The organism is Streptomyces sp. NBC_01381, assembly GCF_026340305.1.
GTDB lineage: Bacteria > Actinomycetota > Actinomycetes > Streptomycetales > Streptomycetaceae > Streptomyces.
In genome coordinates, this window is the sequence record NZ_JAPEPI010000002.1 from 3,274,725 (window position 1) to 3,296,797 (window position 22,073).

Here is a 22,073-nt window from a genome sequence, read left to right on the forward strand (position 1 = left end):
AGGATGACCTGATGAGAGCACTCGCACATCACGTCACGGCAAGTATCCGATCACGCCATGACCGGCAGGGGAATGCGCGGCGGGGGCAATCCTGCTCGGGAGACGCTCGGGAAACGCTCGGGAAGCGGGAGCATCCCGCTACTCGTCCAGCTGCGCCCGCAGCCACTCCTCGACCTCGCCCACATGCGCCGCGGCGGCGGCCCGTGCCGCCTCCGGGTCGCGGGCCACCAGCGCCCGGTGGATGCGGGCGTGCTCCCGGCGCGTCCGCTCGAACGCACCCTCCTCCTGGTAGCCGCGCCACACCCGCGCGCGGAACGTGCGGGAGGAGAGGCCCTCCAGGATGGCGGCCATCGTGTCGTTGCCCGCGGCCAAGGCGATGGTGCGGTGGAACGCCAGATCGTGGGAGAGGATCTCCTCGGGGTCGTCGGTGGCGTTCATCGCCTCCAAGTGCTTTTCCACATCGGCCAGTTGGTCGGCCGAGATGCGCGCGGCGGCCAGCGCGGTGGCGGTGGACTCAAGGACCCGGCGGACTTCGAGGAGCTCGACGAGCCGGGGCCCGCGCGACAGATCGGCCACCACCCCGAAGTTCTCCAGAAGATCCCCGGCCTCCAGCTGGGTGACGTAGATGCCCGATCCGTGCCGGGCCTCCAGGACGCCCATCACGGTCAGGGCGCGAATCGCCTCCCGCATGGAACTGCGCGAGATGCCCAGCTGCGTCGCCAACTCCCGTTCGGTGGGCAGCCGTTCACCCGGTTCGAGCCGGCCCTCGCCGATCATGGCCTTGATCTGCTCGATGGCCCGACCGGTCACGGTGCCCTTCTGCGGGGCGGTCTGGTCCACGTGACGCTCCTCCACTGGCTGAGTGCGCCGCAGTCTAACCAGAGATGTGGTCCGACCACTACGGTCCGAAAGCGGGGAAAGTTGGCGACGAGGGGTGTTGTGAGCGCCAAGTGGTCTGATAAATATTCGCCCATCGGTCGCTGGGCATCAGTCGCCAGGACTCGCCAGACCCCGCAAGGACTTCGTCCGATCACGCTCGATGAGGAGCCGTCAGATGGCCGGCAGAACAGTTCGCAACAGGCCTACCAGGGTGGGGACTTCGCGGGCGGTGCGGATCGCCGCAGCGGCCGCCTGCGCGTCCCTCGTGCTCACGGCGTGCGGCAGCACCAAGGACACCGCGTCCGGCGGTGGCGGGGGAGGCGGCGGCGAGGGCAAGGTCGGCGTGATCCTGCCCCTGCTGACCTCGCCGTTCTGGCAGTCGTACAACGACTACGTGCCGAAGATGGCGAAGTCCGAGGACGTCGACGCGATGAAGACCGTCAACTCCAACAGCGACCCGTCGCAGCAGATCACCGACATCAACAACCAGCTGAATCAAGGGGTCAAGGGCCTCGTCGTCGCGCCCCTCGACAGCGCCGCGATCTCCGCGGGACTCGACCAGGCCGAGCGCAAGGGCGTGCCCGTGGTCGCCGTCGACGTCGCCCCCGAGAAGGGCAAGGTCGCGATGGTGGTGCGGGCCAACAACGTCGCGTACGGCGAGAAGGCCTGCGAATACCTCGGCAAGCAGGTCAAGACCGGCAAGGTCGTCCAGATCATGGGAGACCTCGCCTCCGTCAACGGCCGTGAGCGCTCCGAGGCGTTCCGCACCTGTGTGAAGAAGAAGTACCCCAAGCTGAAGGTCCTGGAGATCCCCGCCAAGTGGGAGTCCGACACGGCCGCCTCCAAGCTGGACACGCTGCTGAACTCCAACCCCGACATCAAGGGCATCTACATGCAGGCGGGCGGCGTCTATCTCGCGCCCACCCTGCAGACCCTCAAGTCCAAGAAGATGCTCAAGAAGACGGGCGAGAAGGGCCACATCACCGTCATCTCCAACGACGGCATCCCGCAGGAGTTCGACGCCATCCGCAAGGGCCAGATCGACGCGACCGTCTCGCAGCCCGCCGACGCCTACGCCAAGTACGGCATGTACTACATCAAGGCCGCGATGAACGGAAAGAAGTTCAAGCCGGGGCCGACCGACCACGACTCCACGATCGTGAAGCTGCCCAGCGGCATCCTCGAGGACCAGCTGCCCGCGCCCCTGGTCACCAAGGAGAACGTGGACGACTCCAAGCTCTGGGGCAACACGGTCAAATGAGTACGCCGATGAGCAAGCCCCCCACGACAGGGGCGACGCCGCTCGTCGAGGCGAGCGGCATAGTCAAGCGGTACGGACCCACCGTCGCCCTGCAGGACGGCCGTCTCACCGTCCTGCCCGGTGAGTCCCACGCCCTCGTCGGCCGCAACGGCGCGGGCAAGTCCACCCTGGTCACCGTCCTCACCGGACTCCAGGCCCCGGACGCGGGCACCGTCCGCTTCGACGGCGAGCCCGCGCCGCCGCTCGCCGACCGCGACGCCTGGCGCCGCAAGGTCGCCTGCGTCTACCAGAAGCCGACCGTCGTCCCCGAACTGACCGTCGCCGAGAACCTCTTCATCAACCGGCAGCCCGAGGGCCGCGGCGGCTTCATCAGCTGGCGCAGGCTGCGGGTGGAGGCGGCGCAGGTCCTCGACACCTGGGACGTACGCGTCGACCCGGAAGCGCGCACCGCCGAGCTCAAGGTCGAGGACCGCCAAATGGTGGAGATCGCACGGGCGTTGAGCTTCGGCGCCCGCTTCATCGTCCTCGACGAGCCGACCGCGCAGCTCGACAACCGCGAGATCGAGCGGCTCTTCACACGGATGCGGGCACTGCAGGAATCCGGCGTCACCTTCCTCTTCATCTCTCACCATCTCCAGGAGGTGTACGAGGTCTGCCAGACCGTCACCGTCCTGCGCGACGCCCGCTGGATCACCACCGCGCCCGTGGCCGAACTGCCGCGCGCCGCCCTCGTGGAGGCGATGGCGGGCGAGGCCCTGACGGAGCAGGCCGCGGCCGAGGAGTCCGTCGCCCGGACCGAGGTCCCCGCCGACGCCCCGGTGATGCTCGACGTCAGAGGCCTGACGAGTGAGTCGTACGCGGACGTCGACCTGACCGTCCGCAAGGGCGAAGTCGTCGGCCTCGCCGGGTCCAGCGGCAGCGGCAAGATCAACCTGGCGGAGACCATCGCCGGACTGCACACGCCGACCGGCGGCACCGCTCAACTGGACGGCAGGCGACTGCCGTTCGGCGATGTGACCGCCACTCTGCGCGCCGGGGTCGGCTGTGTGCCGCGCGACCGGCACGACCAGGGCCTCGTCTTCGGCATGTCCATCGGCGACAACGCCACGATGACCGTGCTCGACCGGCTCGGGAAGTACGGCTTCGTCGGCACCGAACGCAAGCGCGGCTTCGCCGAGGAGCTGATCGACCGCCTCGACATCCACGCCGAGGGCCCCGACCAGCCGGTGTCCGACCTCTCGGGCGGCAACGCCCAGAAGGTCGTGATGGCCCGCGCACTCGCCTCCGACCCGCGCCTCCTCGTCCTCATCAACCCGACGGCCGGCGTGGACGTGAAGTCCAAGGAGTCCCTGCTCGCCCGCATGGACAACGCCCGAGAGGACGGAACCGCCGTCCTGGTCGTCTCCGACGAACTGGACGACCTACGCCGCTGCGACCGCGTGCTGGTCCTCTTCCACGGCCGGGTCGTCGCGGAACACGCGGCGGGCTTCAACGACCACGACCTGATCGCATCAATCGAGGGGGTGGGCACCACGGCCCCCGCCAGGGGCGCGGGGAACTGCGCGACCAGCCCCCACCGGCCCGCGGCCGACGCACAAGGAGACCACCATGGCTGACCTCAAGGCCCCGGCCGCGAAGGCCACCCCGGCAGCAAAAAGCCCTGCCGAAGCCCGCGCAGCGCAAAGCATCCTCCTACGCCGCGCACGCGAACTCGCCCTGGTCCCCGCCCTGTTGCTCCTCATGCTCCTCGGCACCCTGGTCAACGACTCGTTCCTCACCGAGCGCAACCTCATCTCCATCCTCGGCGCCTCCGCGGCCCTCGCGATGGTCGTGCTCGCCGAGTCGCTCGTCCTCATCACCGGCAAGTTCGACCTCTCCCTGGAGTCGGTCGTCGGCATCGCACCCGCCGTTGGCGCGCTCCTGGTCCTGCCCGCCGCGCAGGCCGGCTTCGGCACCGAGATGCCCGCCGCGGTGGCCCTGCTCGCGATCCTCGTGGTCGGCGCGGTCATCGGCGCCTTCAACGGCATCCTCGTGGTGAAGCTCAAGCTCAACGCGTTCATCGTGACGCTCGCCATGCTGATCGTGCTGCGCGGACTGCTCGTCGGCGCCACCGAGGGCAAGACGCTCTTCGGCATGCCCGACGCCTTCTACACCCTCGCCACCTCCACCTTCCTGACCATCCCGCTCTCCGTGTGGCTCGCGGCGGCCGCCTTCGGCATCGCGGGCTTCGTCCTCAAGTACCACCGCGTGGGGCGGGCGTTGTACGCGATCGGCGGCAACGCGGACGCGGCGCGCGCCGCCGGCATCCGGGTGGAGCGCGTGATGCTCGGCGTGTTCGTCGTCGCCGGTGTGCTCGCGGCCCTCGGCGGGCTGATGCAGACCGGGTACGTCGGCGCGATCAACGCCAACCAGGGCCAGAACATGATCTTCACGGTGTTCGCGGCCGCGGTCATCGGCGGCATCAGTCTCGACGGCGGCAAGGGCACCATGTTCGGCGCTCTCACCGGCGTACTGCTGCTCGGTGTCGTCCAGAACCTGCTCACCCTCGCCCAGGTGCCGTCCTTCTGGATCCAGGCCATCTACGGCGGAATCATCCTGGTCGCCCTGATGATCGCGCGCGTCACCACGGGGCGCGCACAGGACTGACCCCGTTCTGGTTCAGCGCCTCCTTGCCCCTTTCCGGAAAGGCCTCCCGTGTCCCCGACTCCCGCCCGCATCACCGCGGTTGACACCTTCGACGTACGGTTTCCGACCTCACGGGAACTGGACGGATCCGACGCGATGAACCCGGACCCCGACTACTCCGCCGCCTACGTGGTGCTGCGCACCGACGCGGAAGACGGCCTCGAAGGTCACGGCTTCACCTTCACCATCGGGCGCGGCAACGACGTCCAGGTCGCCGCGATCGCCTCGCTGCGCCACCACGTGCTCGGCCGCTCCGTCGAGGAACTCTGCGCCGATCCGGGGACGTTGAACCGCGACCTGATCGGGGACAGCCAACTGCGCTGGCTCGGCCCCGAGAAGGGCGTGATGCACATGGCGATCGGGGCCGTCGTCAACGCACTGTGGGACCTGGCGGCCAAGCGCGCGCACAAGCCGCTGTGGCAGTTCCTCGCGGACGCCGACCCGCAGTGGCTCGTCTCGCAGGTCGACTTCCGCTACATCGCGGACGCGCTCACCCCCCAAGAGGCCTTGGATCTCCTCCAGTTGGGCCGCCACGGTGCCGCCGACCGGGAGGCCGTGCTGCGGGAGCGCGGCTTCCCCGGCTACACCACTTCACCGGGCTGGCTCGGCTACAGCGACGAGAAGCTCACCCGCCTCGCCCGCCAGGCCGTGGCCGACGGCTTCACGCAGATCAAGCTGAAGGTCGGCGCGGACCTGGCGGACGACGTACGCCGCTGCCGCACCGCACGCGAGGCGATCGGGCCCGGCATCCGGATGGCGATCGACGCCAACCAGCGCTGGAACGTCGACGAGGCCGTCGAATGGACCCGCGCCCTCGCCGAGTTCGACCCGTACTGGGTGGAGGAGCCCACCAGCCCCGATGACGTCCTCGGCCACGCCGCGATCCGCGAGGCCGTCGCCCCCGTCAAGGTCGCCACCGGCGAGCACGTACAGAACCGCATCGTCTTCAAGCAGCTCCTCCAGGCGGGCGCCATCGACGTCCTGCAGATCGACGCGGCCCGCGTCGGCGGCGTCAACGAGAACCTCGCGATCCTGCTGCTCGCCGCCAAGTTCCGCGTCCCGGTCTGCCCGCACGCGGGCGGCGTGGGCCTGTGCGAACTGGTCCAGCACCTGTCGATGTTCGACTACGTGGCGCTCTCGGGGACCACCGAGAACCGCGTCATCGAGTACGTCGACCATCTCCACGAACACTTCACCGACCCGGTGGTGGTGCGCGCCGGCCACTACACGGCCCCCGGCGCGCCGGGCTTCTCCGCCACCATGCGGCCCGAGTCCCTCGCGGAGTTCACCTATCCGGACGGCGCCTTCTGGGCCGCAGACCTTGCTCAAGACGCAGTCGCCCAAGACGCACTCGCTCAAGGCGCCATCCCTCAAGGAAAAGGAGCAGCCGCATGACCGACTTCGAGGGGCTGAAGGCCCTCGTCACCGGCGGAGCCTCCGGCATCGGCCGTGCCACCGCCGAACTGCTGGCCGCGCGCGGCGCCCAGGTGGCCGTGCTCGACCTCGACCCGAGCACCGTGGAGAAGCCGCTCACCGGCCACCGCGCCGACGTCTCGGACGACGCGTCGGTACGCGAGGCCGTCGCCGCCGCCGTGGCCGGCCTCGGCGGACTCGACGTACTGATCAACAACGCCGGGATCGGCGCCCAGGGGACGGTCGAGGACAACGACGACGCCCAGTGGCACACTGTCCTTGACGTCAACGTCCTCGGGATCGTCCGCACCAGCCGTGCCTGCCTGCCGCATCTCAGGGACTCCGGCCGTGCGGCGATCGTCAACACCTGCTCCATCGCCGCCACCGCCGGACTCCCGCAGCGCGCCCTGTACTCGGCGTCGAAGGGAGCGGTGCTCTCGCTGACCCTCGCGATGGCCGCCGACCACGTCCGCGAGGGGGTGCGCGTCAACTGCGTCAACCCCGGCACCGTCGACACCCCGTGGGTCGGCAGGCTCCTGGACGCCGCGCCCGACCCGGCCGCCGAGCGAGCCGCGCTCCAGGCCCGCCAGCCCACCGGACGCCTCGTGTCTGCGGACGAAGTCGCGGGCGCCATCGCCTACTTGGCGAGCCCCCTCTCCGGCGCCACCACCGGCACCGCGCTAGCCGTGGACGGCGGCATGCAGGGCCTGCGACTGCGCCCGGCGGGCCGGTGAGCGGCATCGCGCGGCGCACCCTGGGACCCGGCGGCGTCGAGGTGACCGAGCTGTCCTTCGGCGCCGCCGGCATCGGCAACCTCTATGCGCCCGTCACCGACGAGGAGGCGGCCGCGGCGGTCGACGCCGCGTGGGACGCGGGCATCCGCTGCTTCGACACCGCGCCGCACTACGGCATGGGCCTGTCGGAGCGCAGGCTCGGCGAGGCGCTGCGGGCGCGCCCCCGTGACGCGTACGCACTCTCCACCAAAGCGGGCCGGATCCTCGAACCGGTGGCAGGGCGGCCGGTCGGCGACGACCTCGCCAACGGCTTCGCCGTGCCCGCCACGCACCGCCGCGTCTGGGACTTCAGCGCGGACGGCGTGCGCCGCTCCTTGGAGGACAGCCTCACCCGCCTGGGCCTCGACCGCGTCGACATCGTCTACCTCCACGACCCGGACGACCACGCCGAGCAGGCCTTCCGCGAGGGCTATCCGGCCCTCGAACGGCTGCGCGCGGAGGGCGTCGTCGGTGCGATCGGCGCCGGCATGAACCAGACGGCCATGCTCACCCGCTTCGTCCGCGACACGGACGTCGACGCCGTGCTGTGCGCGGGTCGCTACACACTCCTCGACCAGAGCGCGCTCACCGATCTGCTCCCGGCGGCACAGAAGCACGGCACATCGGTGGTGATGGGCGGGGTCTTCAACTCCGGCCTGCTCGCCGACCCCGGGCCCGGCGCCACCTACGACTACGCGGCCGCGCCCGCCGGCCTCCTGGACCGCGCCCTCCGGCTGAAGGCCATGGCCGAACGGCACGGCACCACCCTGCGTGCCGCCGCCATCGCCTTCCCGCTCGCCCACCCGTCCGTCACCGGTGTCCTCGTCGGCGCTCGCTCGGCGTACGAAGTCCGGGACGCGGCCGAGCAGTTCGCGCGGGCGGTGCCCGACGCCTTCTGGCGGGACGTCAGGGCCGAGGGGCTGCTGCCCGCCGAAGTTCCCGTCCCCAGTGAGGAGTCCGCGTGAGAGTCGCCCTGCACACCAAGGTTCGCGCCGACCGCGTCGCCGAGTACGACGCCGCCCACCGCGAGGTGCCCGACGAGCTCGCCGCCGCCATCCGCGCGGCGGGCGCCACCTCCTGGACGATCTGGCGCAGCGGCACCGACCTCTTCCACGTCCTGGAGTGCGCCGACTACCCCCGTATGCTCGCCGAACTGGAGAAGCTGCCGGTCAACATCGCCTGGCAGGCACGCATGGGCGAGCTGCTCGATGTCGTGCACGACTACTCGGCCGACGGCGCGGAGGCGGGACTGCCCGTCGTATGGGAGCTGTGATGAGCGAATCGGCGTGGACCGCCGAACCGGCGGCGTGGATGGTCGACGCCCACCACCACGTGTGGGACCTCTCCGTACGCGACCAGGACTGGATCACCGGCGACGCACTCGCCCCGATCCGCCGGGACTTCTCCCTGGCCGATCTGCTGCCCGAGGCCCGCGCCGCCAAGGTCGCGGCGACCGTCGTCGTCCAGACGGTCACCGTCGCCGACGAGACCCCCGAACTCCTCGCCCTTGCCGCGGCGGACCCCGAGCTCGTGGCGGGTGTCGTGGGCTGGACCGACCTCACCCGCCCCGATGTCGCCGACGCGCTCGCCGAGCTGTGCGAGCTTCCCGGCAGGCAGTATCTGGTCGGCATCCGGCATCAGGTCCAGGGGGAGCCCGACCCGCGGTGGCTGCTGCGGCCCGACGTACGCCGTGGTCTGAACGCGGTCGCCGACACAGGCCTCGCCTACGACCTCGTGGTGCTGCCCCATCAACTGCCCGCCTGCGTCGATGCGGCCCGGGAGCACCCCGGACTCACCTTCGTGCTCGACCACTTGGGCAAGCCGCCGATCGCGTCCGGCGACCTGGCACCCTGGGCCGCCGACGTCCGCGTCCTCGCCGCGCTGCCCAACACCGTCTGCAAACTCTCCGGCCTGGTGACCGAGGCGGACCCGAAGAGCTGGACGGTCGACGATCTGCGGCCGTACGCCGACACCGTCCTTGACGCTTTCGGCCCGGACCGGCTGATGTTCGGCTCCGACTGGCCCGTCTGCACCCTGGACGCCTCGTACGGCGAAGTCGCCGACCTGGCACGGGAGTTGACCGACTCGCTGAGCGGCGCGGAACGTGCCGCCGTGTTCGCAGGGACCGCCACCCGCGTCTACCGCCTCTGAGCCGCCTGGCCGACCCGCGTCGGCGGCATGAACTCACGCACATACGTCCGCTCCCAGCAGGCGCCCGTCTCGCGCAGCTCCCGCCAGGTCGTGTAGCGGTAGCGGTACAGGCGCGCCCGGATGTACGCGGGCGGCGCGTCCGGCGGGAACGGGGAGCGGCGCAGCAGCCGCAGGGTGTCCCGGTCGCCGTCCAGGAGCCGCTCCACCAGCGGGCCGAACCACGGCCGGGCGTAGGCGGGGGAGAGCGCGGCGAACCACATCAACCAGTCGAGCCGCAGATGGTAGGGCGCGAACTGGCGTGGCCAGCGCCGCACATCGCCCGGCTTGCCCTTGAACTCGTACTCCAGCCAACGCGAGTCGTGACGCGGCGTGGTGTCCGCCGTGCCCTCGATCGCGACCTCCATGCGGACGCGGCTGATGCTGCCGAACGCGCCGTAGGCGTTGACGAGATGGAGCGGGTCGAAGGCGTAGTTCATGATCTGGCGGCGCGAGACGAGGTTCCGCGCCGGGCGGTAACTCAGGCCGAGGAGCAGCGCGGTCACGGCGATGACCATCACCTCGTACCAGAGCGGGGCGGCGGGCGGATCGGCCGGTGCGCCCACGCCGCCGAAGTCCAGGACCGACAGGGCGACCACGATCGTGATCCAGTTCAGCCAGCTGAAGTTCCCGGACAGGACCAGCCACAGCTGGGTGGCGATCATCAGGCAGGCCGCGCCCGTCGCGATCGGCTGCGGCGTGAACAGGAGGACAGGGACGACGAGTTGGGTGAAGTGGTTCGCCGCGACCTCCATCCGGTGGACGGGCTTCGGCAAGTGATGGAAGAACCAGCTCAGCGGGCCCGGCATCGGCTGGGTCTCGTGGTGGAAGTACAGGCAGGTGAGCTTGCGCCAGCAGGCGTCGCCGCGCATCTTGATCAGCCCGGCCCCGAACTCGACACGGAACAGCACCCAGCGCAGCAGGAACAGCACAAGGACCGGGGGAGCGGTCTCGTCGTTGCCGAGGAAGACGGCGAGGAAGCCCACCTCCAGGAGCAGTGACTCCCAGCCGAAGGCGTACCAGGTCTGCCCCACGTTCACGATCGACAGGTAGAGCACCCAGGGCACGATCCAGAGGAGCATCCCGCCCCACAGCGGCAGCAGCCCGTCGACCCCCGCGACCAGCGCCGCCGCGCAGCCGCAGCCCGCCCAGCAGACCGCGGCGAAGAAGCGGTCCGAGTAGTGCAGCTGGAAGAGGCTCGGCGCCTGGCGGAACGGCACCTGCTCCACGTAGCGCGGCACCGGCAGCATGCCGCGCTCCCCGATCAGCGCGCGGAACTGCAGTACGGCGCTCAGGAACGCGACGAGGTAGACGGCGGCCAGCGCCCGCTGGAAGACGAGTCGGCCGAGCCAGTACTGATCTGCCGTGAACCACTGCACCCGCCCATTTTGCGCCCGAACCGGCGCCTGGCACCCCTCGGCCCGCGCGGACCCGGCGCCCGTCCCTCGGCTTGCGCGTACGTCCCGACGCCCTCACAGAATGGGTGGAAAGTGGCCGAAAAGAGGCGGGAGAGCAGGGTGCGAGTGCCCACCAGGACCTATGCGACGGCCTTCGCGATATCCATGGCCATCGCCGTCGCGGGATGCTCCGGCGGAGGCGAGAAGAACGCCGCCGACGGCGGGTCCGAGCTGTTCATGCAGCCCGCCGCCGCCGAGGGACCCGACCCCTTCACCGACTCCACCGCCACGTCCACGGCGACCCCCTCGCCCGTCACCCGTTCGCCGCAGCCCGCACCGAGCGGAACGTCGTCGCCCACGGCCCACCAGGGCGCCCGCTCCTACTCGGGCAGCACACCGGGCCTCTACGGCGGCACACAGTCCGTCGGCAGCTGCGACGTCGACGCCCAGGTCCGCTTCCTCACCGCCGACCAGAGCAAGGCCCGCGCCTTCGCCCAGGTGTCGGGCATCTCCCAGGCCGACATCCCCGGCTTCCTGCGCGGCCTGACCCCCGTCGTGCTGCGGGCCGACACCCGCGTCACGAACCACGGCTACCGCAGTGGTCAGGCCACCGGCTACCAGTCGGTGCTGCAGACGGGCACCGCCGTCCTCGTCGACAACCGTGGACTGCCGCGTGTGCGGTGCGCCTGCGGGAACCCGCTGAAGCCGCCCGTCGCGCTGCAGGGCACCCCGAGCCGGCAAGGGCAGCAGTGGCCCGGCTACCGCCCGACGCAGGTGATCGTCGTGACCCCGGCACCGAAGATCATCACGAACATCACCATCGTGAACATCGTCAACAACACCTGGATCGAGCGGAAGACCGGCGACCACCACGGCGACCACGACCACAGGGTGCCCCCGCCGCGCCCGACATCTACGCCTACGCCGAGCACTGCGACCCCGAGCACGCCGACGCCGAGTACGTCGCCCCCCACGCCGAGCGACTCAGAGAGCAGCGAGCCCCCCACCGACCCGGGCACCACCTCCGCGGACTGCCCGACGCCCAGCCCTGCCACGGGAACAGAGCCGCCCTCCCCGCCCCCGCCCGGCTGCCCCACCCCCACCTCGGCTACTCCGTCGACGGACGAGCCCAGCACACCCGAGGACGACACCACGCAGCAGGACCCCGGCGACGAGACAGGACCCGACGGCCCGTCCCTGCCCGACACCCCGCTGACCAGCGATCCCGGCGCTTTCGAGAGCTGAGCGTGCGCGCTCGGGCCCGACAGCGAAGAATCATGAAGTGTCATGACGCCCACGTCACTGCCGGACGGCTGGCCAGCGGACCCGCGGCCGATCCTGGCGCTCAACCGGACAGGCTGCTTCGACTGGGACCTCGACAGCGGTCTGATGCACCTGGACGCCGCGGGCCTGGAGGTCTTCGACCTGCGGGCCGACGAGTACGACGGCCATCCGGCGACCCTGGCCGTGCGGGTCCCGCCCATCGAGGCGCACCGCCTGGACGCGTACGTCTCGCACGCGCTCAAGGACGGCAGCCGGACCTACGGCATCTACTTCCGCATCCGGCTGCGCGACGGCGGGCTGCGCTGGACACACACCCAGGGGCACATCGAACGCGACGGGACGGGCCGCCCGCGCCGCATCGTCGGCATCGTCCGCGACGCCACCCAGGAGCTGGGCGACAGCACGGCCCGGCGCGAGCGCGCCGACGAGGAGGAGGACCGGCGGCGCCGCACGAGCATCGTGCAGGGCACCACAGCGGCCCTCGCGCACGCCCGTACCGTGCGGGACGTCATCGACGTGCTCAAGGACACCCACGGCCTGGCCCACCTGGGCGCGTCGAACCTCGTCATGGGCCTGGTCGAGGCCGGGCGGATCCGTCTTGTCGCGGAGGGGCCGACGGGCAGCTTCGTGCCGGGCACCAAGTTCAGCCGCGTCGACGAGCCGTATCCGATGAGCGAGGTGGTGCGCACGCTCGCGCCGCGCTTCATCGAGACGGCCGCCGAGTTCGCGGCCTCGTACCCGGAGCTGTGGCCGCACATCGACAAGCTCGGCATCACCGCGGCCGCCTATCTGCCGTTGATCGCGCAGGCCAGGCCGATCGGCGTGCTCGGCCTGCTCTACCAGGAGAAGACCGGCTTCACCGAGGAGGAACGCAACGTCCTGGTCGCCCTGGGCAGCGGCATCGCGCAGAGCCTGCAGCGCGCGATGTTCTACGAGCAGGAGAAGGACCTCGCCCAGGGCCTCCAGCAGGCGATGCTGCCGCGCACCATCCCCGGCGTCCAGGGCGCCGAGATCGCGGTCCGCTACCGCTCGGCGGCGCTCGGCCGGGACATCGGCGGCGACTGGTACGACGTGATCCCGCTGCCCGGCGGCCGGGTCGGGGCCGTCATCGGCGACGTACAAGGTCATGACACCCACGCCGCGGCCGTCATGGGTCAGCTGCGCATCGTCCTGCGCGCCTATGCCGCCGAGGGGCACACCCCCGCCACCGTCATGGCCCGCGCATCGGGCTTCCTGCACGAGCTGGACACCGAGCGCTTCGCCACCTGCCTCTACGCCGAGGCCGATCTGTCGACGGGCGTCGTCCAGCTGGTGCGGGCCGGGCACATCGATCCGCTGCTCCAGCAGACCGACGGGAGCTGCCGCAGGGTGCCGGTCGACGGTGGGCTCCCGCTGGGCCTCTCCGCCGAGTTCGGCGGTCTCGAATACCCCGTCAGCACCCTCGAACTCGACGCGGGACAGACCCTGTTGCTCTTCACCGACGGTCTCATCGAGGAGCCGGGCGCCGACCTCGACGACGGCCTTCGGGCGCTCGGCGACCTCGCCTGCTCGGGCCCGCGCGACCTCCAGCAGCTCGCCGACCGGCTCTGCTCGATCGTCGACGAGCGGGGCGGCGACGACGACGCGGCCCTCCTTCTCCTGCGCCGCCGCCTCCTGGACGCGCCGCGCTCCGGAGGCCGCCTCCAGCAGCATGTCGGCCCCGGCGATCCGGAGGCGCTCGCCGAGGCCCGGCACATGATCAGGGCCGCCGTCCGCGCCTGGGGGGCCAAGGACCGTGCGGATGAGGTCGAGCTGGTCGCCGACGAGGTCATCACCAACGCCCTGATGCACACCGACGGCGCGGCGATCGTGACCCTGCGCGTCCTGACCGGCCCCGACCGGCGCCTTCGCGTCGAGGTCGAGGACTCGTCAAGCGCGCTGCCTCGCCGCAGGGAGGCCGGGGAGTCGGGGGTGTCGGGCCGCGGTCTGCTCCTGGTGGACATGCTCGCGGACGTGTGGGGTGTGGACTCGCGGGGGACCGGCAAGTGCGTGTGGTGCGAGTTCATCGTGCCCGAGCGGGACAGCAACGGCTAGGTCAGGGTCAGGGTCAGGAGTGAGTGGATGCCGGAACTCCCCGAGGTCGAGGCGCTGCGTGCCTTCCTCACCGACCACCTCGTCGGCCACGAGATCGTCCGGGTGCTGCCCGTCGCGGTCAGCGTTCTGAAGACGTACGACCCCGCGCTCACCGCCCTCGAAGGCCGGCCCGTCACGGGCGTGGCGCGGCACGGCAAGTTCCTCGACATCGACGCGGACGGCCTGCACCTGGTCACCCTTCCCCAAGCTCTCGGCTTCGCTCGAGCAGGGGAGACCCCATTGCCCGCGCCGGCTGGCTGCACTGGAAGGACCGGCTGCCCGACGGCGTGCCACGCCCCGGCAAGGGCCCGCTCGCCCTGCGGGTCGCGCTGGAGACCGGCGAGGGCTTCGACCTGACGGAGGCGGGCACGCAGAAGCGCCTCGCCGTGTACGTCACCGAGGATCCGGCGCAGATCCCGGGCATCGCCCGTCTCGGCCCCGACCCGCTCGCCGACGACTTCGACGAGGAGCGTTTCGCGGGGCTCCTGGCGGACGAACGACGCCAGATCAAGGGCGCGTTGCGGGACCAGACCCTGATCGCCGGTGTCGGGAACGCGTACAGCGACGAGATCTTGCACGCGGCCCGGATGTCCCCGTACAAGCTGGCTTCGAGCCTGACGAAGGAGGAGACCCATGGGCTGTATGCGGCGCTGCGGACCACGCTGAGCGAGGCGGTGGAGCGCTCGCACGGGGTCGCGGCGGGCCGGCTCAAGGCGGAGAAGAAGAGCGGCCTGCGCGTCCACGGCCGTACGGGTGAGCCGTGCCCGGTCTGCGGCGACACCATCCGGGAGGTCTCCTTCAGCGACTCCTCGCTGCAGTACTGCCCCACCTGCCAGACCGGCGGCAGACGGCTCGCGGACCGCCGGATGTCACGGTTGCTCAAGTAGCGGGGGTCAGCAGTAGCGGGGTTCAGTCGTGGCGGGGTTCAGCGGCGGTCGAGCGTCAGGAGGTGCTTGCCCGCCGTGGTGCGCACCTCGTACCGGTCGATGTCCTCGCGGGGGAGCGCGGCGCCGCCCTGCGTCGACACCCCGTCCGACGGCGCACCGGCGGGCACCTTCCACGTGGTCACCGGCTGCTCGGAGCCGTCGGCGGCGATGGCGACGAGTTCGCAGACCCGGGAACCCTCCGGGTCATCCACACGGAGCCCGATGTCCGTGCCCCAGGCGCGGTCGTGCGCGGTGAGCGTCGCCGAGACGCCGGTGCGGCCGTCCCGCGCAGTGATCCGCTCGGGGCCGGGGCCGTCGGCGGTGAGGACCGCCACCGCGGGCCCCGCCACGGCGAGCACGACGCTCGCGGCGACCGCGTACAGCCACCGCCGGCGCCCGGCCGCCCTGCGCCGCAGCCGCCCGGCATCGGCGAGCAGCCGGTCGAGCAGGCCGGGTCCTGCCGTGGCCAGCGGGTCGACGCGCGGTGGCGTCACCCGGGCGTATGCCGCCAACTGCCGTGCTGTCGGGGTCAGTTCGGTGACCAGATCACGGCAGACCGGGCAGTCCATGAGGTGATCGTCGAAGCGGAAGGTGTCCGCCGCGTCGAGGACACCGAGCGCGTAGGCGCCGGCGTCGCGATGCCGCTCCAGGGACCTCATGGCGTTCCTTGCGTTCTGTGTGGGTCAGGTTGCTTCTTGCCCTTCCGTACGCAGTGGACCGCCGAATCACTCAAGACGCGGCGGCAGAACAGTCATTCGTGTCGTGGCGTGGCCTCGTGCCACAAAGCGGCGCGGTCGGCGACGTATCAGAACGAGACCTATCAGAACAAGTGGATCGCCAGATGCCCCAGCGGCAGCCCCAGGCGCCAGGCGGCCGTCCACACCTTCGGCCCGTCGTCCTCGCTCCCGGGCGACCCGCCGCCCGGCACCGCGTCCAGGTCAGGGGCGAGCAGCTCCGTCTCCTCCAGCCACCGCCAGGCCTGGTCGGCCAGCTCCAGATCGGGCGTGGGGGCGCCGGATGCGGCCGCGTCCGCCGCGAGCCCGGCCATCCGCTCGGCGACCCAGTCCTGCCACGGCTGGTCATAGGCCGTCAGGGAGAGCCAGGTCTCCAGCTGCGAGACCACACGGATGCCCGACAGTTCGCCCCGCGTGTCGGAGAGGAAAATAGTCAGGGCCAGAGCATCACGCCCCGCTCGGTATTCGAAAGATGTCGGCGGCATCAAATCGCCGGTGCGCAGTAATTCGTCCGCGATGTACTCCGCGTACAACCAGGCCATCGGCACGGTCAGTTCGCCGCCGGGGTCCTCGGCGTTTCCTCTGCTCTCGTGCAGCATCCCGTCTCGCCTTCCTCTGTCCGTGCGCGTCGCCGGCCTCTGGCCCCCAATCCGAAGCACGGATGAGGACAGCCGATTACTCAACAGGGGTGCTGAGCAAGGCGCTTTACGGAGCTTTGACCCGGGCCCCGGTTTCGTCGCAGGTCAAATGCCCTCTGTCTTTCGTGTCACATGGCCGAAGGTTTTGAGTCCGTTTCAGGGACTATGGAGGCATTGCTGCTTGACTCGGCCTTGTGCCCGAATGTGGATTCGTTTCGCCGAATATCCCCCATTCACGGAGCCCGGTCGATGACACAGCGCACACCGCAGGGAACAGCCGTTCTGGCGGCCGTAATGATCGGAGCCACTCTCGCCGGGACCGCCGCCTGCACGGCGAATGAGGAGCCCGCGCAACAGCACCCGCGCGGCGCCCATCGGGAAGTACGGCCGCCCGCGCCATCCGCGGCGGGCGGCGGCGCGGGCGCGCCGCGCGCCTTCACCCTCATCGCCTCAGGGGACGTGCTCCCGCACTCCTCGATCATCAGCAAGGCGAACGCCGACGCGGGCGGCGACGGCCATGACTTCGAGCCGATGCTCGCGGGCGTCAGGCCCGTCGTCTCCAAGGCGGATCTGGCGATCTGTCACATGGAGACGGTGTACGGCGCGAACGGCGACTACACCGGCTACCCCAGCTTCAAGTCCCCGCCGCAGATCGCCCGCGCCGTGAAGGCCACCGGCTACGACTCCTGCTCGACCGCCTCCAACCACACGCTCGACGACGGCGCCGCGGGGGTACGCCGAACGCTGGCCGCGCTGGACAAGGCGGGCGTCAAGCACGCGGGTTCGGGCCGCACGGCCGCCGAGGGCAGGTCCCCGGCATGGCTGCGGGCGGGCGGCGCGAAGGTCGCGCAACTGGCGTACACCTACGGCACCAACGGGTACCCGCTGCCCAAGGGCAAGCCCTGGACGGTCAACCTCATGCAGCGCGAACGGATCGTCGCGGACGCGCGGGCGGCCCGCAAGGCAGGCGCCGACGTGGTCGTGGTCTCCGTCCACTGGGGCACGGAGTGGCAGGACGCACCGGACCGCCGCCAGCTGAGCCTCGGCAAGCAGCTGACGTCATCGCGGACGGCGGGCCGCCCCGACATCGACCTGATCGTCGGTACGCACGCGCATGTGCCGCAGGCGTACGAGAAGGTCAACGGCACCTGGGTGGTGTACGGCATGGGCGACCAGATCGCCGGCGACATGATCAACCACGACGGCGAGAACGACCCCCGGGGCAACCAGGGCACCCTGGGCCGCTTCACGTTCGCCCCGCCTGCCGAGCCGGGTGCCCGCTGGGCGGTGAAGAAGGCGGAGTTCATTCCGCAGTGGTTCAACACGGACACGGGCCGGGTCGTGAATCTGAACGCGGCGCTGGCGCGCGGGGCGGACGTCGGCGACGTCCGGGACCGTATCCGCAGGGTGGTGCTGAGCCGCGGTGCGGGGAAGCAGGGCTTGGTGATGGGCCGGTAGCCGGTGTCCGGACAGCGCCTGCTCAGGCGGGGGCGGAGGCGGCAGCCACGAAGAACGGGATGGCGACGAGGAAGCGGCCGGTCTCGGCGCGTCGGCGCTGGTCGGCGAGCCACTCGTCCGCCCGTGCACGGTCGACGGCACCGCTCGCGCAGGCCGGCTCGGCGAGCCTCGTGAGCAGCGACAGCATCGCGGGGTCGGTGAACACGCTGGTGTGCGCCTCGACCGTGACGTCGTCGAAGCCGCCGTCCAGGAGCAGGCCGCGGTACTGGCGCCCGGCGCGGGGCGTGCCCAGGAGGTCGGCGCGGGCGTGCACGATCGTGCGGGTGAGCTCCGCGTCAGCCGAGTCGATCATGATGGCGTCCCAGTCCTGACCGACCAGGACGATCCTGCCGCCCGGACAGAGCACCCGTCGCGCCTCCGCCACCGCGCGCCCCGGCTCCCGCAGTACGTGGAAGACCTTGTCGGCACGGTAGCCGCGCACGCTTCCGTCGGCGAACGGCAGATCCTCCGCCCCCGCCTCCCGGAACTCGGCCCCCGGCCACCGACCCTGGGCCGCGGCAAGCATCTCCGGGCCGGGGTCCACCCCCACCGCGTGGACGCCGCGTTCGGCCAGCTCGGCGACGGCCCGTCCGCCGCCGCAGCCGACGTCCACGACGGTCGACCCCGGGACGAGAGACAGCAGTTCGTAGGAGCGGTCCCGCAGCCGAGCGGCGCTCGGCAGCCGGTCCGCGGCGTCGAGGACGGCCAGCAGGGCTTCGGTGTCGCGGTGCTCGCGCACCGCTTCCTGATTCTTGGACATGGGCGTCATGCTGCGACTTAATGTCGGCATGAAGTCAAGCGAAGACGGCTGCGGCACCGGCACGTTGAGCATCGGCGCCATCGCGGCACGGTTCGGCCTGGCCACGCATGTGCTGCGGCACTGGGAGACGATGGGCCTGCTGCACCCCGGACGCGACGCCGGCGGGCGCCGCCGCTATGGCGCGGACGACTTCACCCGCGTGGCGACGATCCTCATCCTGAAGGAGGCGGGCCTCGGCCTGACCACCATCAGGAGTCTGTCCGCGACCGTCGACCGCCGCACCCGGCACAAGATCCTGCGCCCCGCGGCCGAAGAGCTCCGGTCGACGATCGCGGCGGCCCAGGCCTCATTGACGCTCATCGAGGGCGGTCTGAACTGCGCGTACGAGGACGTCACCCAGTGCCCGAACTACCGACGGCTCATCGCCGAGCGGGTCGGCCACTGAGCGCTCCGCGGGAAGGGCCGCTAGGGTGCCGTCGCTCGTCTGCGGCTGTGTCGTGGCTGGTCGCGCAGTTCCCCGCGCCCCTTCGGGGCGCACCTGAACCGCACCGGACTTCGCCAAAGCCGCTTAGGCCGGCCCCACGACGTACCCGCCCCTAGCTGATCCGCAGCAACCACCCCCGCCCCGGCGCCACCGGCACCCCCTCGCCCGCCGCGAACCTCCGCTCGGGCTGGAAGCCCTCGACCGCGGGCGCGTACGCCGCCACCGGCTCACCGGCAGCCGACGTCAGCACGACGTCCACCGGCCCCGCCGCCCACGAGGCAACCGCCGCCACCGTCCCGCCAGGCCCCTCCCAGGTCGTGGCAAGCACGTCCTCCCGCCCCGTGTGGATGGACGGCGACGCCCACCACCCCGTCATCTCCGCCTCCGGCAGCCGAAGTTGATCGAAGGCCCGCCACAACCCCCGCACATCCACCATCGGCGCCCGCCCGGTCATCCCGAAGACCAGCCCCCGCCAGGGATTTCCCCCGCCCTCCAGCATCTCGCCCATCAGCCCGAACGGAATCCCGGAGATCTCCACGAGCCAGTAGGCGGGGTCCGCCCCGGCGCCGTCCTCATAGTCGAAGAGCTCGCCCAGCCACAGCCGGTCCACGTACGGAAGCAGCTCCGCGTACAGATTCGCACTGGACGCGAACCCGTCCGCCTCGCGGAACTGATTGCAGGAGTGCAGATCGACGAGCGGGGGTGACGCCCCCGCCCCGCCCAGCGCCTTCCGCACCCGCTTCATCGTCGTCCGGTCGTACGCCACGTCGTCGAGGTAGAGCCCGTCGACGCCCACGACCCGTCGCAGCCGCTCGATCCCGCACACATAGGAGTTGTGCCACCGCGAGTCGCCCGACGTGACGACCGCGACATCTCCCACGTCGGGCGCCACCCAGCCGGGCACGTAGTCGCCGCCCAGATGCTCCCGCAGCCACGCGTGTCCACCCCCAGGACCCGGCGCGAAGATCTCGTCCCCGAGCCCGGCGAGCACCGGCAACTCCGGTGTGTGCCGCGTCAGTTCACGCACCGTGTCGTACACCTTGACCCGGACCCCGAGCCGATGCGCCTCCGCCACGTACGAACGCAGCGCGTCCGCGCCGAGCAGCGGGTCGTTGATGTAGGGGTTGGGCGGCGTCGCGTGGTGGAGGTTGGCGACGTTCGCGCCGTACTCGGCGATCTCCGCGGGCGACGCGTACGCGTGGAAGTAGCGCTCGGACAGCTGCCGGCCAGGCTCCAGCGGTTTGAACGGGGTCAGGAGCAGACGGAACTCGAAGCACCGGCTCTCCCCGGCGCGCAGCGTCAGCGGACCGCTGAAGGCGGTCAGCCGCCGGACGCCTTGCTCCGTGCGCAGCCGCACCCCGCCCGCCCCGTCGTCGCCCGCCCAGGAACGCGGCGTGCGCAGGGGCTTCTCCCGGTAGTAGTTGGTGTTGAGCGGCCGCGCGTAGTGCTCGTCGCGCAGGCTCAGCTGGAGGCCCGCCGCCGGGTCGCCGAGCCAGAAGGCGTCCTGGTTGCGGGTGGGGGTGTCCCAGTTCCAGTCGTACGTCGTCGGGCACGCCCGGCCGGTCAGGCCGAGCCCCATCGCGTACCGCGCGACCTCCTCGCGGACCGGCACGTCGAGCGTCACGTCGAGCTCGGTGTCGGCGGTCGCCTCGACCGTGGCGCGTACGACGAGGAAGCCGTCCGCCTCCAACTCGCCCTGGACGGACAGGAGTACATCCTGTCCGGTCGCCCGCGTCGACCAGCGCGCCCGTGCCGGGCCCGGCCGCTCCAAGGTGAGCGGCTCCTGGTCGAGCGGCCGGCCCACGTCCAGCGTGATCGGCGCGGCGAGCAGCTCACGCGCCGGTCCGTCGGTGCGTGTGACGGCTGGGGTGAAGGTGGAGGCGATCCGGCGGGGGAGTCCGTCCGGGCCGAGTTCGACCGTGCGGCCGAGTATCGACAGCTGCCGCCCGTCGGCCTCGACGGGGGTGAACGGCGCCACCACCTCGTCGTCCTGCGCGTACGCCGAGTCCAGCCAGCCGAGCCGCGCGAGCCGCCACGGCTCCCCGGCACCGCCGTCGGCGACGACGTCCTCGGCGACGGTGAGCCGCAGCGGCAGGATGCGCTCCGGGGCGCCGGACGCGTGGACGGCGATTTCGCCCTCGTACACGCCCGGTTCAGCCTCCTCGGGCACCTCCACGCCGAACCACAGCGCGCCCGCCCGCCCCGCGTCGAGACCGACGGGCCGCTCGAAGGCCCGGCCCCGCGCGTCGATGCCGCCCGTGCTGAGGCACCGCACGGCGAAGGGCAGCCCGCGGATCTCGGCGCGTACGTCCGTCAGGTCCCCGAGTGCGTACACGCCGACCTGCAGCGCGTGGAACTCGCCCCGGTCGGCCGTGGCCGTGTGCGGTGTGAACGGGGTGGCCCGTGCCCAGCGCGCGGGCAGCCGGTGGTAGCGGCCGAGCGGATGTGCCCTGTCCTCGCCGAAGAGGAGGAACTGCTCGGCGGCATGGGCCCGTTGGAGCCGATCGCGCTCGTCCGCCGTCGCCGCGAAGCCCAGCGGTGCGAACGAGTCGACCGCGCTCGCCGCCTCGTATCCGAAGGCCTCGGCGCGCGGCAGCTTCTCCCACCCGGCGGCGTCGTGCAGGCCGCAGCGGTGGACCCAGCCGGGGTCGGCGGTCCTGGTCGGCCTGCGGTAGTCGGCCTGCGGGTAGTAGGGCTTGCCCGTGTGCGCGTACGGGAGATAGTGCACGGCGTAGGTGCCGGGGCCGTCCACCGGCTCGAAGGCGATGCGCCCCGCCTCGTCCGTCACCTCCAGGGCCACCGTGTTGCGCACGCGCTCTCCGGAGGGGCCCACGACGATCACGTCGACGGACGCCGGGTCCGGATCCTGGCGCCGCCACGGAAGTTCGGCCGCGACGGCGGGCGCCGCGGTGTCGGAGGCGTCGGCGCGCACGAGCAGCCGGTGGTTGCCGTAGACGTCGCTGTCCCAGGAGCCGATCCCGCATGCCAGCTCCGGATGACCAGTCTCACCCATCTGTGCTCCCCCAAGGGCGCTGTTTATTAG

At 71.3% G+C, this 22,073-nt stretch carries 18 protein-coding genes and 1 pseudogene; 13 read left to right on the plus strand and 6 right to left on the minus strand.

Annotated elements, in window-relative coordinates:
* Nucleotides 1-138: 138 nt before the first annotated feature.
* Nucleotides 139-840 (minus strand): FadR/GntR family transcriptional regulator, encoded by a 702-nt coding sequence (locus OG453_RS35915; protein ID WP_266872730.1) that lies wholly within the window; start codon nucleotides 838-840, stop codon nucleotides 139-141.
* Between the two features lie 214 nt (nucleotides 841-1,054).
* On the opposite strand from OG453_RS35915, the gene OG453_RS35920 reads away from it, so the two are divergent.
* The 8 genes from OG453_RS35920 to OG453_RS35955 are packed head-to-tail and all read left to right on the plus strand — an operon-like array spanning nucleotide 1,055 to nucleotide 9,162.
* Nucleotides 1,055-2,140 (plus strand): sugar ABC transporter substrate-binding protein, encoded by a 1,086-nt coding sequence (locus OG453_RS35920; RefSeq protein ID WP_266872731.1) that lies wholly within the window; start codon nucleotides 1,055-1,057, stop codon nucleotides 2,138-2,140.
* 8 nt (nucleotides 2,141-2,148) lie between these two features.
* Complete coding sequence (locus OG453_RS35925; protein WP_266872732.1) at nucleotides 2,149-3,756, plus strand: sugar ABC transporter ATP-binding protein; 1,608 nt, start codon at nucleotides 2,149-2,151, stop codon at nucleotides 3,754-3,756.
* Nucleotides 3,749-4,786 carry an ABC transporter permease gene (locus OG453_RS35930; RefSeq protein ID WP_266872733.1) on the plus strand — a complete coding sequence of 346 codons (1,038 nt, stop codon included), beginning with the start codon at nucleotides 3,749-3,751 and terminating at the stop codon, nucleotides 4,784-4,786. Before OG453_RS35925 ends, OG453_RS35930 begins: the two co-directional genes overlap by 8 nt.
* A gap of 48 nt (nucleotides 4,787-4,834) precedes the next feature.
* A complete protein-coding gene (locus tag OG453_RS35935; protein WP_266872734.1) occupies nucleotides 4,835-6,220 on the plus strand; it encodes an L-fuconate dehydratase in 1,386 nt (461 codons plus the stop codon).
* Nucleotides 6,217-6,972: an SDR family NAD(P)-dependent oxidoreductase gene (locus tag OG453_RS35940; protein ID WP_266872735.1), complete on the plus strand. Its 756-nt coding sequence runs from the start codon at nucleotides 6,217-6,219 to the stop codon at nucleotides 6,970-6,972. The genes OG453_RS35935 and OG453_RS35940 overlap by 4 nt, the downstream gene beginning before the upstream one ends.
* A complete protein-coding gene (locus OG453_RS35945) occupies nucleotides 6,969-7,976 on the plus strand; it encodes an aldo/keto reductase (RefSeq protein WP_266872736.1) in 1,008 nt (335 codons plus the stop codon). Before OG453_RS35940 ends, OG453_RS35945 begins: the two co-directional genes overlap by 4 nt.
* Nucleotides 7,973-8,284 (plus strand): L-rhamnose mutarotase, encoded by a 312-nt coding sequence (locus OG453_RS35950; protein ID WP_266872737.1) that lies wholly within the window; start codon nucleotides 7,973-7,975, stop codon nucleotides 8,282-8,284. Before OG453_RS35945 ends, OG453_RS35950 begins: the two co-directional genes overlap by 4 nt.
* Nucleotides 8,284-9,162, plus strand: a complete 879-nt coding sequence (locus tag OG453_RS35955) for an amidohydrolase (RefSeq protein ID WP_266872738.1) — start codon at nucleotides 8,284-8,286, stop codon at nucleotides 9,160-9,162. Before OG453_RS35950 ends, OG453_RS35955 begins: the two co-directional genes overlap by 1 nt.
* Here OG453_RS35955 and OG453_RS35960 read toward each other — a convergent pair.
* Nucleotides 9,150-10,577 carry a lipase maturation factor family protein gene (locus OG453_RS35960; RefSeq protein ID WP_266872739.1) on the minus strand — a complete coding sequence of 476 codons (1,428 nt, stop codon included), beginning with the start codon at nucleotides 10,575-10,577 and terminating at the stop codon, nucleotides 9,150-9,152. The genes OG453_RS35955 and OG453_RS35960 overlap by 13 nt on opposite strands.
* Before the next feature lie 138 nt (nucleotides 10,578-10,715).
* Here OG453_RS35960 and OG453_RS35965 point away from each other — a divergent pair, with 138 nt between their 5' ends.
* The 3 genes and pseudogenes from OG453_RS35965 to OG453_RS35975 all read left to right on the plus strand — a co-directional run bounded on the left by OG453_RS35965 (nucleotide 10,716) and on the right by OG453_RS35975 (nucleotide 14,878).
* Nucleotides 10,716-11,840 (plus strand): DUF6777 domain-containing protein, encoded by a 1,125-nt coding sequence (locus OG453_RS35965; protein WP_266872740.1) that lies wholly within the window; start codon nucleotides 10,716-10,718, stop codon nucleotides 11,838-11,840.
* Between the two features lie 42 nt (nucleotides 11,841-11,882).
* Nucleotides 11,883-13,952, plus strand: coding sequence for a SpoIIE family protein phosphatase (locus tag OG453_RS35970; protein ID WP_266872741.1), 2,070 nt, complete (start codon nucleotides 11,883-11,885; stop codon nucleotides 13,950-13,952).
* Between the two features lie 27 nt (nucleotides 13,953-13,979).
* Nucleotides 13,980-14,878: pseudogene (locus OG453_RS35975) on the plus strand (Fpg/Nei family DNA glycosylase).
* Nucleotides 14,879-14,916: 38 nt separating this feature from the next.
* On the opposite strand, the gene OG453_RS35980 reads toward OG453_RS35975, so the two are convergent.
* Together OG453_RS35980 and OG453_RS35985 are read right to left on the minus strand one after the other, a co-directional pair.
* Nucleotides 14,917-15,576 (minus strand): zf-HC2 domain-containing protein, encoded by a 660-nt coding sequence (locus OG453_RS35980; protein ID WP_266872742.1) that lies wholly within the window; start codon nucleotides 15,574-15,576, stop codon nucleotides 14,917-14,919.
* 161 nt (nucleotides 15,577-15,737) lie between these two features.
* The gene (locus tag OG453_RS35985) at nucleotides 15,738-16,250 is read right to left on the minus strand and encodes a hypothetical protein (protein ID WP_266872743.1); all 513 of its coding nucleotides are present in this window, start codon (nucleotides 16,248-16,250) and stop codon (nucleotides 15,738-15,740) included.
* Nucleotides 16,251-16,538: 288 nt separating this feature from the next.
* Between OG453_RS35985 and OG453_RS35990 the strand changes: the two genes are divergently transcribed.
* A complete protein-coding gene (locus tag OG453_RS35990) occupies nucleotides 16,539-17,747 on the plus strand; it encodes a CapA family protein (protein ID WP_266872744.1) in 1,209 nt (402 codons plus the stop codon).
* A gap of 22 nt (nucleotides 17,748-17,769) precedes the next feature.
* On the opposite strand, the gene OG453_RS35995 is transcribed toward OG453_RS35990, so the two are convergent.
* Nucleotides 17,770-18,546, minus strand: coding sequence for a methyltransferase domain-containing protein (locus OG453_RS35995; protein ID WP_266872745.1), 777 nt, complete (start codon nucleotides 18,544-18,546; stop codon nucleotides 17,770-17,772).
* 28 nt (nucleotides 18,547-18,574) lie between these two features.
* On the opposite strand from OG453_RS35995, the gene OG453_RS36000 reads away from it, so the two are divergent.
* Entirely contained in the window at nucleotides 18,575-18,991 is a 417-nt protein-coding gene (locus tag OG453_RS36000; protein WP_266872746.1) for a MerR family transcriptional regulator, read from the plus strand.
* 151 nt (nucleotides 18,992-19,142) lie between these two features.
* Here the strand turns inward: OG453_RS36000 and OG453_RS36005 are convergent, their stop codons facing one another.
* The gene (locus OG453_RS36005; protein ID WP_266872747.1) at nucleotides 19,143-22,043 is read right to left on the minus strand and encodes a glycoside hydrolase domain-containing protein; all 2,901 of its coding nucleotides are present in this window, start codon (nucleotides 22,041-22,043) and stop codon (nucleotides 19,143-19,145) included.
* Nucleotides 22,044-22,073: the final 30 nt, after the last annotated feature.